This window comes from Pseudomonas sp. Nvir, assembly GCF_963778085.1.
GTDB lineage: Bacteria > Pseudomonadota > Gammaproteobacteria > Pseudomonadales > Pseudomonadaceae > Aquipseudomonas > Aquipseudomonas juntendi.
The window spans coordinates 5507512-5522196 of sequence record NZ_OY970405.1 but is presented as its reverse complement, the minus strand read 5'-3'; the positions used below and the strand labels follow the sequence as shown (position 1 = coordinate 5522196).

9 protein-coding genes are annotated in these 14685 nt (G+C 63.9%); all 9 read left to right on the top strand.

What is annotated here, in order from left to right; genetic code table 11:
* Positions 1 to 208 precede the first annotated feature (208 nt).
* The 9 genes from gltB to gspF all read left to right on the top strand — a co-directional run bounded on the left by gltB (position 209) and on the right by gspF (position 14685).
* Positions 209 to 4654, top strand: coding sequence for a glutamate synthase large subunit (gltB, locus tag AACG97_RS26355; RefSeq protein WP_047149603.1), 4446 nt, complete (start codon positions 209 to 211; stop codon positions 4652 to 4654).
* Positions 4655 to 4777: 123 nt separating this feature from the next.
* Positions 4778 to 6196, top strand: a complete 1419-nt coding sequence (locus AACG97_RS26350) for an FAD-dependent oxidoreductase (RefSeq protein ID WP_009684959.1) — start codon at positions 4778 to 4780, stop codon at positions 6194 to 6196.
* Positions 6197 to 6390: 194 nt separating this feature from the next.
* The gene (gene hemE / locus AACG97_RS26345) at positions 6391 to 7455 is read left to right on the top strand and encodes a uroporphyrinogen decarboxylase (RefSeq protein WP_009684960.1); all 1065 of its coding nucleotides are present in this window, start codon (positions 6391 to 6393) and stop codon (positions 7453 to 7455) included.
* A gap of 197 nt (positions 7456 to 7652) precedes the next feature.
* Entirely contained in the window at positions 7653 to 9029 is a 1377-nt protein-coding gene (locus tag AACG97_RS26340; protein ID WP_225786203.1) for a lytic polysaccharide monooxygenase, read from the top strand.
* Positions 9030 to 9167: 138 nt separating this feature from the next.
* On the top strand, positions 9168 to 9680 hold the full coding sequence (locus tag AACG97_RS26335) for a cytochrome b (RefSeq protein WP_197885076.1): 513 nt from the start codon (positions 9168 to 9170) through the stop codon (positions 9678 to 9680).
* 5 nt (positions 9681 to 9685) lie between these two features.
* On the top strand, positions 9686 to 10180 hold the full coding sequence (locus AACG97_RS26330; RefSeq protein WP_225786204.1) for a type II secretion system protein N: 495 nt from the start codon (positions 9686 to 9688) through the stop codon (positions 10178 to 10180).
* Entirely contained in the window at positions 10177 to 12018 is a 1842-nt protein-coding gene (gene gspD, locus AACG97_RS26325; protein WP_197885074.1) for a type II secretion system secretin GspD, read from the top strand. Before AACG97_RS26330 ends, gspD begins: the two co-directional genes overlap by 4 nt.
* A complete protein-coding gene (gspE, locus tag AACG97_RS26320) occupies positions 12015 to 13478 on the top strand; it encodes a type II secretion system ATPase GspE (RefSeq protein WP_197885073.1) in 1464 nt (487 codons plus the stop codon). Before gspD ends, gspE begins: the two co-directional genes overlap by 4 nt.
* Before the next feature lies 1 nt (position 13479).
* Positions 13480 to 14685, top strand: coding sequence for a type II secretion system inner membrane protein GspF (gspF, locus tag AACG97_RS26315; RefSeq protein WP_115294953.1), 1206 nt, complete (start codon positions 13480 to 13482; stop codon positions 14683 to 14685).

Below are 14685 nucleotides of genomic sequence, written 5' to 3'. Positions count from 1 at the left end.
TCACGGCGCATGACGCAAAAACATTCAAAATGGCGACATAAATTTTCAATGGTGAGACATGAAAATTTGTGAGCATCGCTGTCGCTGTGCAACAATGGTTTTCCATGGCCACCGCAAAAAAGCTGGCGTTTGATCGGCGTGGATGGTAAGTGGTTGTTAAAAAAGAGATTTGCCTCCGTTGAGAGGTGAACCTGGTGAGAATGTGTCTATGAAAACAGGTCTGTACCATCCCGAAGAATTCAAGGACAACTGTGGTTTTGGCCTGATCGCCCATATGACGGGCGAGGCGAGCCACCACCTTCTGCAAACCGCCATGCAGGCACTGACTTGCATGACCCACCGCGGTGGCATCAACGCCGACGGCAAGACCGGTGACGGTTGCGGTCTGCTGATTCAGAAGCCCGATCAGTTCCTGCGCGCCATGGCCCAGGAGCATTTTGCCGTCGAGTTGCCCAAGCAGTACGCCGTTGGCATGGTGTTCTTCAACCAGGACCCGGTCAAAGCCGAAGCTGCACGTGCCAACATGGATCGCGAGATCATCGCTGCCGGGCTGAAGCTGGTTGGCTGGCGCAAGGTGCCGATCGACACCAGCGTTCTCGGCCGCCTGGCCATGGAGCGCCTGCCGCAGATCGAGCAGGTGTTCATCGGCGGTGAGGGCCTGAGCGACCAGGAATTCGCCATCAAGCTGTTCAGCGCCCGGCGCCGTTCGTCGGTTGCCAACGCCGATGACGCCGACCACTACATCTGCAGCTTCTCGCACAAGACCATCATCTACAAAGGCCTGATGATGCCGCGCGATCTCGCGGCGTTTTACCCGGACCTGGGTGACGAGCGCCTGCAAACGGCGATCTGCGTGTTCCACCAGCGCTTCTCGACCAACACCCTGCCGAAGTGGCCGCTGGCGCAGCCGTTCCGCTTCCTCGCTCACAACGGCGAGATCAACACCATTACCGGTAACCGCAACTGGGCCATGGCCCGTCGCACCAAGTTCGCCAACGACCTGATCCCCGACCTCGCAGAGCTTGGCCCGCTGGTCAACCGCGTCGGTTCGGACTCCTCGAGCATGGACAACATGCTGGAGCTGATGGTCACCGGCGGTATCGACCTGTTCCGCGGCGTGCGCATGCTGGTACCGCCAGCCTGGCAGAACGTCGAGACCATGGACGCCGACCTGCGCGCGTTCTACGAATACAACTCCATGCACATGGAGCCGTGGGACGGTCCGGCCGGTATCGTCATGACCGAAGGCCGCCATGCGGTGTGCCTGCTCGACCGTAACGGCCTGCGCCCGGCGCGCTGGGTGACCACCACCAATGGCTACATCACCATCGCCTCTGAAATCGGCGTGTGGGGCTACCAGCCTGAGGAAGTATTGGCCAAGGGCCGCGTGGGCCCGGGCCAGATCCTTGCCGTGGACACCGAAACCGGGCAGATCCTCGATACCGATGCCATCGACGACCGCCTGAAGTCGCGCCACCCGTACAAGCGTTGGCTGCGTCAGCACGCCACGCGTATCCAGGCGACGCTGACCGACGACCAGGGCGTGGCCAGCTACGACGCTGACCAGCTCAAGCAATACATGAAAATGTTCCAGGTCACCTTCGAAGAGCGTGACCAGGTGCTGCGCCCGTTGGGTGAGCAGGGCCAGGAGGCCGTTGGCTCGATGGGTGACGACACGCCGATGGCTGTGCTGTCGCAACGTGTGCGTTCGCCATACGACTTCTTCCGCCAACAGTTCGCCCAGGTGACCAACCCACCGATCGACCCGCTGCGCGAAGCGATCGTGATGTCGCTGGAAATCTGCCTCGGCGCTGAGCGCAACATCTTCCAGGAGTCCCCGGAGCACGCCTCGCGGGTGATCCTCAGCTCGCCAGTCATTTCCCCGGCCAAGTGGCGTTCGCTGATGAACCTGGAGCGTGCAGGCTTCGAGCGTCAGCTGATCGACCTCAACTATGAGCAGAGCGTCGGCCTGGAAGCGGCGATCCGCAACATTGCCGACCAGGCTGAAGAAGCCGTGCGCGCGGGCAAGACCCAGCTGGTGCTGAGCGACCGCTACATTGCCCCGGGCAAGCTGCCTGTGCATGCTTCGCTGGCTGTGGGTGCCGTACACCACCGCCTGACCGAGCAGGGCCTGCGTTGCGACAGCAACATCCTGGTGGAAACCGCCACAGCCCGCGACCCGCATCACTTCGCCGTGCTGCTGGGCTTCGGTGCGTCGGCCGTCTACCCGTACCTGTCCTACGAAGTGCTCGCCGACCTGATTCGTACCGGTGAAGTGCTGGGCGACCTGGACGAGGTGTTCAAGTACTACCGCAAAGGCATTTCCAAAGGCTTGCTGAAGATCCTGTCGAAGATGGGCATCTCCACCATCGCCTCGTACCGGGGTGCGCAGCTGTTCGAAGCCATCGGCCTGTCCGAAGAAGTGGTCGGCCTGAGCTTCAAGGGGGTGTCCAGCCGCATCAAGGGTGCACGCTTCGAAGACCTGGAAAGCGACCAGAAGCTGCTGGCAGCCGAAGCCTGGAGCGCGCGCAAGCCGATCCAGCAAGGCGGCCTGCTGAAGTTCGTGCACGGTGGCGAGTACCACGCCTACAACCCGGACGTGGTCAACACGCTGCAGGCTGCAGTGCAGCAGGGTGACTACGCCAAGTTCAAGGAATACACCACGCTGGTCGACCAGCGCCCGGTGTCGATGATCCGCGACCTGCTGAAGGTCAAGGTGGCCGACCAGCCGTTGGCGCTGGAACAGGTCGAGCCGCTGGAGGCCATCCTCAAGCGCTTCGACTCCGCCGGTATTTCCCTTGGCGCCCTGTCGCCGGAAGCGCACGAAGCTTTGGCCGAGGCGATGAACCGCCTGGGCGCGCGCTCCAACTCCGGTGAGGGTGGCGAAGACCCGTCGCGCTACGGCACCATCCGCAGCTCGAAGATCAAGCAGGTGGCCACCGGCCGCTTTGGTGTGACCCCGGAATACCTGGTGAACGCCGAAGTGCTGCAGATCAAGGTGGCCCAGGGCGCCAAGCCCGGCGAGGGCGGCCAGCTGCCAGGTGGCAAGGTCAATGGCCTGATCGCCAAGCTGCGCTATGCGGTACCGGGCGTGACCTTGATCTCGCCGCCACCGCACCACGACATTTACTCGATCGAAGACCTGGCCCAGCTGATCTACGACCTCAAGCAGGTCAACCCGCAGGCCCTGGTGTCGGTCAAGCTGGTGGCGGAGGCCGGCGTGGGCACCATTGCCGCCGGTGTGGCCAAGGCTTATGCCGACCTGATCACCATTTCCGGCTATGACGGTGGTACCGGTGCGTCGCCGCTGACCTCGATCAAGTACGCCGGCGCACCGTGGGAACTGGGCCTGGCCGAAACCCACCAGACCCTGCGCGGCAACGACCTGCGCGGCAAGGTGCGGGTACAGACCGACGGTGGCCTGAAAACCGGCCTGGACGTGATCAAGGCTGCCATCCTCGGCGCCGAAAGCTTCGGCTTTGGCACCGCGCCCATGATCGCCCTGGGCTGCAAGTACCTGCGCATCTGCCACCTGAACAACTGCGCGACCGGCGTAGCCACGCAGAATGACAAGCTGCGCAAGGACCACTACATCGGCACCGTCGACATGGTGATCAATTTCTTCACCTTCGTCGCCGAAGAAACCCGTGAGTGGCTGGCCAAGCTGGGCGTGCGCAGCCTCGGCGAACTGATCGGCCGTACCGACCTGCTCGACGTGCTGCCAGGCGACACCGAGCGTCAGCGGTACCTGGACCTGTCGCCGCTGCTGGGCAGCTCGCACATTCCGGCAGACAAGCCACAGTTCTGCGAAGTCGACAGGAACCCGCCGTTCGACGAAGGCCACCTGGCCGAGAAGATGGTGGAAATGGCCATGCCGGCCATTCGTGACCAGGCCGGTGGCGAGTTCAGCCTCGACATCTGCAACTGCGACCGTTCCATCGGCGCGCGTGTATCGGGCGAGATCGCCCGCCTGCACGGCAACCAGGGCATGGCCGCGGCGCCGATCACGTTCCGCTTCAAAGGGACCGCGGGCCAGAGCTTCGGTGTGTGGAACGCCGGTGGCCTGAACCTGCACCTGGAAGGTGACGCCAACGACTACGTCGGCAAGGGCATGACCGGTGGCAAGCTCACCATCGTGCCGCCTGCTGGCAGCCCGTTCGCCACCCAGGACAGCGCCATCCTCGGCAACACCTGCCTGTACGGTGCCACTGGCGGCAAACTGTTTGCCGCCGGTACTGCCGGCGAGCGCTTCGCTGTCCGTAACTCCGGCGCCCACGCTGTTGTCGAGGGTACCGGCGATCACTGCTGTGAATACATGACCGGCGGCTTTGTCTGCGTGCTGGGCAACACCGGTTACAACTTCGGTTCTGGCATGACTGGCGGCTTCGCCTACGTGCTCGACATGGACAACAGCTTCGTCGACAAGCTCAACCACGAGCTGGTGGAAATCCAGCGTATCAGTGGGGAAGCCATGGAAGCTTACCGCAGCCATCTGGCGCGGGTCCTTGCCGAGTATGTGGAGGAGACCGGCAGCGAGTGGGGGCGTGAGCTCTCGGAGAACCTGGACGACTACGTGCGGCGCTTCTGGCTGGTCAAGCCCAAGGCAGCCAACCTGAAGCAACTGCTGTCCAGCACTCGCGCCAACCCGCAGTAACAACAGCTGCAAGTGGCAAGCCTCAAGCTGCACGCAGAAGCAGCACGAGGTTTGCCCGGCTTAAGTGATCGTCTTGCAGTTTGCAGCGTGTAGCTTGCAGCTGCTGTAAAGAGGTTTTGAAAAATGGCTGAACGTCTGAACAACGACTTCCAGTTCATCGAAGTGGGCCGCAAGGACCCGAAGAAAAAGCTGCTGCGCCAGCGCAAGAAAGAGTTCGTGGAAATCTACGAGCCGTTCAAGCCGCAGCAGTCCGTGGAGCAGGCGCACCGTTGCCTGGGCTGCGGTAACCCGTACTGCGAATGGAAGTGCCCGGTGCACAACTTCATCCCCAACTGGTTGAAGCTGGTTTCCGAGGGCAACATCCTGGCGGCAGCGGAGCTGTCGCACCAGACCAACACCCTGCCCGAAGTGTGCGGCCGGGTGTGCCCGCAAGACCGCCTGTGCGAGGGTGCCTGCACCCTGAACGACGGCTTTGGCGCGGTGACCATCGGCTCGGTGGAGAAGTACATCACCGATACCGCCTTTGCCATGGGCTGGCGCCCGGACATGTCCAAGGTCAAGCCCACCGGCAAGCGCGTCGCCATCATTGGCGCAGGCCCTGCTGGCCTGGGCTGCGCCGACGTGCTGGTGCGCGCCGGGGTTACCCCGGTGGTATTCGACAAGAACCCGGAAATCGGTGGCCTGCTGACCTTCGGTATTCCCGAGTTCAAGCTGGAAAAGAGCGTGCTCAGCAACCGCCGCGAAGTGTTCACCGGCATGGGTATCGAGTTCCGCCTCAATACCGAGGTGGGCAAGGACGTGACCATGGAACAACTGCTCGCCGAGTACGACGCAGTGTTCATGGGCATGGGTACCTACACCTACATGAAGGGTGGCTTCCCGGGTGAGGACCTGCCGGGCGTACATGACGCGCTGGACTTCCTGATTGCCAACGTCAACCGCAACCTGGGCTTCGAGAAGTCGCCTGAAGACTTCATCGACATGCAGGGCAAGAAGGTTGTGGTGCTGGGCGGTGGCGACACTGCCATGGACTGCAACCGTACCTCGATCCGCCAGGGTGCCAAGGCGGTGACCTGCGCCTATCGCCGTGACGAAGCCAACATGCCGGGTTCGCGCAAAGAGGTGAAGAACGCCAAGGAAGAAGGCGTGAAGTTCCTCTACAACCGCCAACCCATCGCCATTGTCGGCGAGGACAAGGTCGAGGGTGTGAAGGTGGTCGAAACCCGCCTGGGCGAGCCGGATGCCCGTGGCCGTCGCAGCCCCGAGCCGATTCCGGGTTCCGAGGAAATCCTGCCGGCCGATGCCGTGGTGATCGCCTTTGGCTTCCGCCCAAGCCCGGCGCCATGGTTCGAGCAGCATGACATCCAGCTGGACAGCCAGGGCCGTGTGGTGGCGCCGGAGAAGGGCAAGTTCAAGCACCAGACCAGCAACCCGAAAGTGTTTGCCGGTGGCGACATGGTGCGCGGTTCGGACCTGGTGGTGACGGCGATCTTCGAAGGGCGCACTGCTGCTGAGGGTATCCTGGACTACCTGGAAGTCTGATTCTCGACCTGTTCGCGGGCACGCCCGCTGCCACAGGGTTCGGCGCAGAACCTGTAGGAGCGGGCGTGCCCGCGAAGCTTTTGTATACAAAAACGCTTGATCTGTGGCATCCAATAGACAAAACGCATGGCCATGGCCGTGCCTTTTGCGCTGGCGTCTGAGAAAATGCCCGCACTATTTTTCCGGATGCCGACATGACTGCCCTGAAGAACGATCGTTTCCTGCGTGCACTGCTCAAGCAACCCGTAGACGTTACCCCGGTGTGGATGATGCGCCAGGCCGGGCGCTACCTGCCGGAGTACCGCGCCAGCCGTGCCAAGGCAGGCGATTTCATGAGCCTGTGCATGAACCCGCAGTTCGCCTGCGAGGTTACCTTGCAGCCGCTGGACCGCTACCCGCTGGACGCGGCGATCCTGTTCTCCGACATCCTCACCATCCCCGATGCCATGGGCCTGGGCCTGTACTTCGAAACCGGCGAAGGCCCGCGTTTCAGGAAGGTCGTTAGTACCCCGGCCGATATCGAAGCCCTGCCGGTTCCCGACCCGCAAAAAGACCTGGGCTACGTGATGGATGCGGTCAGCACCATCCGCCGCGAACTCAACGGCCGCGTTCCGCTCATCGGTTTTTCCGGTAGCCCCTGGACCCTGGCCACCTACATGGTCGAAGGCGGGTCGTCGAAGGACTTCCGCAAGACCAAGGCCATGGCCTATGACAACCCGCAAGCGCTGCACCTGCTGCTGGACAAGCTGGCCCAGTCGGTGACCAGCTACCTCAACGGGCAGATCCTTGCCGGTGCCCAGGCCGTGCAGATCTTCGACACCTGGGGCGGCAACCTGTCAGCGGCGGCCTACCAGGAGTTCTCCCTCGCCTACATGCGCAAGATCGTCAGCGGCCTGATCCGCGAGCATGAAGGGCGCAAGGTGCCGGTCATCCTGTTCACCAAGAACGGTGGCCTGTGGCTTGAAAGCATCGCCGAGGCCGGTGCCGATGCTCTGGGCCTGGACTGGACCTGTGACATTGGCGACGCCCGTCGCCGTGTGGGCGACAAGGTGGCCTTGCAGGGCAACATGGACCCGACCGTGCTGTACGCCAAGCCAGAGGCCATCCGCCAGGAAGTGGCGCGCATCCTGGCCAGCTACGGCCACGGCAACGGCCACGTGTTCAACCTGGGCCACGGCATCACCCCGGAAGTCGACCCGGCGCACGCAGGCGTGTTCATCAACGCGGTGCACGAGCTGTCGGCGCAATACCACGTTTGAGTTTCCAGGCTCCCCGAACCAGGGTTTGGGGAGCCTGTGCCTGCCGCTGCCGTGCATTTCCGAAAATGTGCCGAACGTTCAGCCGTATTCCTACATATAGGCACAGATGTTTCTTCTAATGTCCGACCTCCCTTGAGCAGAGGGCACATTCGCCGCGCGTGAATGTGCCCTTTTGCATTCAACCTTCGGAGTTCGTGATGAATACAAGAAAAACCCTGCGCAGAAGCGTTGTTGCCACCGGTGTGTGGATGGCTATGGCAGGTGCAGGTTTGCAGGTTCAGGTTGCCCAGGCACACGGCCATCTGGCTGACCCGCCTTCACGGGCAGCGCTGTGCCATGCCAACCACAAGAACCTGAACAGCAACTGTGGCGGCGCTCAGTACGAACCGTGGTCGGTCGGTGAGGCCATTGGGCGTTTCCCGGCGGCCGGCCCTGTTGACGGGAAAATTGCCAGCGGTGGTGTCCGTGGCGATTTCGGTGCCCTCGACGAGCAGTCGGCCAACCGCTGGCATCTGACCCCCATCGTTGACCGGAACATTCAGTTCGACTGGCATTACCAGGCGCCGCACCCGGTAACCACGTGGGAATACTTCATCACCAAAGCCGACTGGAACCCCAATACCGCACTGAGCCGCGCCTCGTTCGACGACGCGCCGTTCTGTGTAGTCGATGGCAACAACCAGGTGCCCGCCAGCGGCACTGGCACCAACCCCAAGCATAGCTGCACCTTGCCAGCCGACCGTGCAGGCCAGCACGTGATCCTGGGTGTCTGGAAAGTGGGGGATACCGACAAGGCCTTCCATAGCGTGGCTGACGTCGATATTCAACTTGACGGCGGGCCTGCGCCCGAATGGCCGCGCCTGGCCGAGATCAGCGCCAGCCGAGACCTTGAAGTGGGCGACCAGGTGACGGCCCGCGCATTCGATGCCAATGGCGAGCGTCCGTCGCACCATGTGAGCGTCACCATTGACAACGCCGAAGAAGGTATCGCTGCCAACTGGGCTTACAAGCTCGCCAGGCAGATCAACGAAACCCAGACGCTGGTCCGTGCCGGGCACATGGATGCCGACGGCAACATCGAGCCTGTCCAGGGCTCCAACAGCATCTTCGCCAAAGCCGAAAGTGGCCTGACCAACTACATCCTCGACTTCAAGGCCGCTGCCGGTGAGCCCGCCACCCTGCACCTGCATGATGTCAAACCTGAGTACACCATCGCTGATGGCCAGGGTAGCGTGGACTTTACCGTCATGACCAACAAGGCCTTGACCGTATCGGCGCGGCTGTTCGACGCCAGCAACAAGCAGGTCGCCTACGCACGGCAACTGGTCAACGGCAGCGCGCCGTTCGCCTTGAACGTCGCCAGCGTGCCAGGTGAGCACACCCTCAAGGTCGTCGGCGTGGACAAGCGCGAGCGCGAGCTGCTGCAGGATGAGCGCACGGTCCAGCTCAAGGCGTCGGGTGACGGGTCGTACGACTTTGTCTTCCCGGAGTCGCTGTCGAGCTACCAGGCCGGCACCAAGGTACTGCAGCCCAAGAATGGCAAGGTCTACGAGTGCCAGCCCTTCCCGAACTAGGGTTACTGCGTGCAGTACTCCGCCAATGCCGCCCAGTTCGAGCCAGGTACCGGCTCTCACTGGAACATGGCTTGGACCGAGAAGTAATGCAGCACACCTGGCCCCTCGACGGGGGGCCAGGCCCTTCGAGTACTGTTTATGCAAGCACGAAAATATGCCTGGCAGCAGATCCTCCTGCACTGGGTCTCTGCCTTGGTCATCATTTGGGTACTGCTCAGCGGCTTCTACGTGGCGCACCTGAACGTCACCCCGACCACGTTTCACTTGGTTGCGTTCGTCAACGTGGCCATGACCACCCTGTTCATCCCGATATTCCTGCTGCGCTTGCTGCTGCGGCGGACCCTGTTCAAACCCGGCAGCCTGGAGGGTGCAGCCAGGGGTGAGCGGATCGCCCATCTTGTCCATGAAGGTTTGTACTGGACCACCGCGATCGTGCTGCTGTCCGGCGTATTGATGATGGACCGGCCCATCGACGTGTTCGGCTGGTTCACCCTCGCGCCGCTGTTGAGCGAACCGTTCTGGCACGGCCTGTGGTTCAAGGTCCACATCTGCGCGTGCCTGCTGCTGGCCCTGGGCGTGTCGGTGCACATTGGCGCCGTGGTGCTGCATGAGCTGGCCGGGCGCCGTGTACTGCGGCGCATGCTGCCCTGATTCGGATGAAGCGCTCGTCGCATGTGATCTGGCTGGCGCTGGTGCTGGTAACGCTTGCCGGGCTGATAGCGCGGGAACGGCTGTATCCGTTAACTGCGCCCCCGCTGCTGCCGGCCTCGGCGCTGGCCACGGCAGCCGCCCCGGAGCAACCGTTCTCGACGACCGCCCTGGCCTTGGCATTCGGCTTTCAGCCTGAGCGCCAGCGGTCTAGCCGGGCGGACATCACGCTCAAGGCCTGCTTCGTATCCAGCCAGGGCGGGGCGCGGGCGTTGGTGAAAAGCGCTGGGGGCGAGGCTGTCTACCGGGTCGGTGAGCGGATTGCGGGCCACGGTGTGCTGCGCCGTATCGATGTGCGCTCCACCGTGCTGTGGGTCGACGGCCGCGAGGAAGTCGTGGCGTTGGCTACCCCTGGCCCCAGCGTTTTTCTGCCCATGGGGGCGGCCCCTCGCCCGCGCCCGGTTTCTGATCCTTCATCCCGCCTGTTGCGGGAGGTGCAATGACTTTCAAGCGATATTTGCAAGGCGCCTCGTTCGGCGCCTGTTTGACCCTGTGCTGTTCCCTGGCGCTGGCTGAAATGCCCACCTGGCAACTGGCGATGAGCGATGCCGACGTACGCGAGGTGGTGCGTGAGGTGGGGGAAATCCTCGACCAGACCATCATCCTCGACCCCCGTGTGCAGGGGCGCATCACGGTGCTCTCCAACGAAGCCCTGGATCGTGAAGGCATACGCCGGCTGTTCTACTCGGTGCTCAATGCCCAGGGCTTTGCCGCCGTGAACGACGGCGACCGTTTGCTGGTGCTGCCGGCCAGCGAAGCCAAGGCCTGGGCCAACCAACAGGTGGAGGCCATACCGGCCGCGTTCACCACGCGCGTCTTTACCTTGTCGGGCAGCGTCGCTGCCGACCTGGCCGGCCTGTTGCGGCCGTTGGTGTCCAGCAGCGGCTACATTGGCCCCTCCAGCTCGGCCAACGCCTTGGTGGTGACCGACTCTGCAGCCAACCTTGAACGCTTGGAGAGCCTGGTCTTGCAGCTGGACAGCGGCCAGCGGCACGACTATGAGCTGGTGACCCTGCATAACGCCCAGACCGAGGCCGTGTTCGCCGTGGTCGAAGCGGCCGCCGGGGGGCCGGACAGCGGTGCGCAGGTGGTGGCCGACGCCAACGGTAGCCGCCTGCTGATCCTCGGCCCGGCCAAGTCCAGGCAGCGCCTGGCACAACTGACCCGTTCGCTGGATGTGGCGGCACCCGCCACCGCGCAGAACTGGCGTGTGGTGCGCTTGCAGCACAGTAACGCCGAGCAGCTTGCCGACGTGCTGGGTGAGGTGGGCAAGCGCCTGGATGGCGCGCCGGGCACCCGTGACTTCGGCGCCAACCTCACTGGCGACGCCGTGGTCAAGGCCGATGCCGACCAGAATGCGCTGGTGCTGCTGGGCGAGCCGCAGACACTGGGCAGCGTCGAGCAGATCATCCAGCAATTGGACCAGCCACGGGCGCAGGTCCTCATCCATGCGGCAATCGTCGAAGTCAGCGGCAGCATCGATGAAGCGTTGGGTGTGCAGTGGGGCGTGGGCACCGGCGGGCTCAACGGCGGGGTCACGTTCAGCGAAAGTGGCACCGGGCTGGCCGACCTGCTGGGCAAGGAGGCCAAGCTGCCGGGTGGTGCTGCCCTGGCCATTGGCACGGACCGTTTTGCCGCGCTGATATCGGCCTTGGCCAGCAGCAGCCGCAGCAACCTGTTGTCCACGCCAAGCCTGTTGACCCTGGACAACCAGGAGGCGCATATCCTGGTGGGGCAGAACGTCGCCTTCAAGACCGGCTCCTACGTTACCCCCGGCAGTGGTTCGGAGAACCCGTTCACCACGGTCGAACGCAAGGATATCGGTATCAGCCTGAAGGTGCGCCCGCACATCAATGAGGGGCAAAGCTTGCGCCTGGAGGTCGAGCAGGAAAGCTCCGAAATCGCGCCGAGCACGGCCGAGAACGACCTGATCACCAACAAGCGTACGCTCAAGAGCACCATCTTGGCCTCCGACGGCGAGATCATCGTGATTGGCGGCCTGATCAAGGACAGCATGCGCCAGGTCGAGCGTGGGGTACCGTTGCTCAGCCGCATTCCGTGGCTTGGCGGTCTGTTCCGCTGGCGCAGCGACATTCAGGAGAAAACCAACCTGATGGTCTTCCTGCGCCCGACCATTCTGCGTAGCCAGGCGGAGCGGGTCGAGGTAGGGCGCAGGGCCTACGACGGGGTGCGCGCCGCCGATGATTCGCCCTTGCCGGCTGATGCCCAGCGCCTGTTCGAGCCGCGTCGCTTGCCAAGCGCGCAAGTGCCACAGCCGTGAGTCCTGAGCTGCCATTCGGCTTCGCCCGGCGTCACGGGATCCTGCTCGACCGCCAGGCGCCCGAGCCGGTGCTGATGATGCGAGAAGGCGCGTCCCTGGCCGCCCTGGCCGAAGCCTGCCGCTTGCTGGGCAATACCTGGCCGCTGCGCCAGGTGAGCGAAGCCGACTTCGCCGAGCGCCTGGCCAGTTGCTACGGCCTGGGTGAGGATGCCGCGCAATCGATCGTTCAGAGCCTGGACCAGGAAATCGACCTGCCACGGCTGGCCGAGGCCTTGCCGCAAACCAGCGACCTGCTCGAACAGCAAGACGATGCGCCGATCATCCGCCTGCTCAATGCCCTGTTCAGCGAAGCGGTGCGCTCGCGGGCCTCGGATATCCACCTGGAAACCTTCGAGCATCAGCTGCGCGTGCGCATGCGCATCGACGGCGTCATGCGCGAAGTGCTGTCACCCCCACGGGAGCTTTCTGCCCTGCTGGTTTCGCGTATCAAGGTCATGGCGCGCCTGGACATCGCCGAGAAGCGCGTGCCCCAGGACGGTCGTATCAGCCTGCGCCTGGCTGGCCATGAAGTCGACGTGCGCGTATCGACTTTGCCTGCCACCCATGGCGAGCGGGTGGTGCTGCGGTTGCTGGACAAGCAGGCCGTGCGCCTGGACATCGACCACATGCAGATGCCGGCGGCTGTGCGTGCTGGCTTCATGAGCATGCTGGAAAAGCCACACGGCATTTTCCTGGTCACCGGCCCAACCGGCTCGGGCAAGACCACCACCTTGTACACCGCGCTTGCGCACCTGAACCAGGAGTCGCGCAATATCCTCACCGTGGAGGACCCGATCGAGTACCACCTGGCCGGCATCGGGCAAACCCAGGTCAACCCCAAGGTCGACATGACCTTCGCCAGTGGCCTGCGCGCCATTCTGCGTCAGGACCCGGACGTGGTCATGGTGGGCGAAATCCGCGACAAGGAAACCGCCAACATCGCGGTGCAGGCGTCGCTGACGGGCCACCTGGTCCTTTCCACCCTGCACACCAACAGCGCGCTGGGCGCAATCACGCGGCTTGCCGACATGGGCATCGATACTTGCCTGCTGGCTTCGTCGCTGGCCGGGGTGATGGCCCAGCGCTTGGTACGCCGGCTCTGCCCGCACTGCAAGGTGGCCTGCGAGGTGGACCAGGCCATGGCCAGCGCCTTGGGCAACCCTGCCGGGCTGCCCGCGCAGCTTTACCAGGCGCAGGGCTGCAGTGAATGCCAGGCGGGCTACAGTGGACGCCTGGCCTTGCACGAGATGGTGGTGGTCAAGCCCGCACTGGCTCAGGCGATCCACACCCAGGCATCCCAGGCCGCCATGCATGAATTGATTCGCCAGGACACGCCGAGCCTGTTCCAGCACGGTGTTCAGCGTGTCTGCCAAGGGCAGACCAGCGTGGCAGAACTGCTGCGCGTAACCGGGCAGGACTGACATGCCGCTGTTTCGCTATCAGGCCCAGGATGCCAAGGGCGCCCGCCAGCGCGGTACGCTGGAAGCCCCAGGGGCGCGTCAGGCTCGGCAAACCTTGCGCGAGCAAGGCTGGCAGGTGCTGAAACTGCGCCCCGTGCCGCGGTCACTGCTGGCGGGCGTGCTGAACCGCAGCGGTTTGAGCCTGGCCCGGCGTTCGCTGCTGACCCGCCAGCTGGCGACCCTGCTGCAGGCCGGGCTGCCGTTGACCGAAGCCTTGCAGGCGGTTGCCGAGCAAGGCACCCGGCGCCAGGAGCGGCAGGTGTTGCGCGGCGTGGCAGAGCGGGTTGCCGAAGGCCATGCCCTGGCCCAGGCGCTGGCCCATTACCCGCGGGCGTTCCCGGTCATCTACCGGGCCACCGTGGCCGCTGCGGAGCGCTCCGGGCGCTTGGCGGACGTGCTAGAACGTTTGGCCGCGCATGGCGAGGACGAGCAAGCCTTGCGGCAGAAAGTGCAGCTGGCCATGGTCTACCCGGTGATTCTGCTGGCCGTCTCGTTGCTGGTGGTGGGGTTTCTGCTGGGCTATGTCGTGCCTGATGTGGTGCAGGCATTCTCCCGCGACCAGGCGCGCCTGCCGTTGGCCACGCAAGTGCTGATTGCCCTGAGCGATGCCGCCAACCAGTACGGCCTGGCAGCGCTCACGCTGCTGCTGGCCGGCATTGCTCTGGGCGCGTGGGCCCTGCAACAACCGCCATGGCGTAGCCGGTGGCATGCCTTGGCACTGCGCCTGCCAGGTTATGGCGAATTCGCGCGGGCCAGCGAGGCGGCGCGGTTCATCAGCACCCTGGCGATCCTGGGGCGCAGCGGCGTGGCCTTGGTAGAAGCGATGAACATCGCTACGGCGGTGATCGGCAACCTCACCCTGCGCGAGCGTCTGCTGCAGGCCGCCCGCGAGCTGGCCGAGGGCAGCGCCTTGGCCAGTTGCCTGACACGCAGCGACACCCTGCCACCGCTCATGCTGCACATGATCGCCAGCGGCGAACGCGCCGGTGAACTGGACACCATGCTTGAACGTGCCGCAGACCTCCAGGCCAGGCAACTGGCAGGGCGTATCGCGCTGCTGGTGAGCCTCTGCGAACCCCTGATGCTGCTGGTGATGGGGGGCATCGTGCTGTTCATCGTGCTGGCCATCCTGCTGCCGATCCTCAACCTCAACCAACTGGTCAACTGA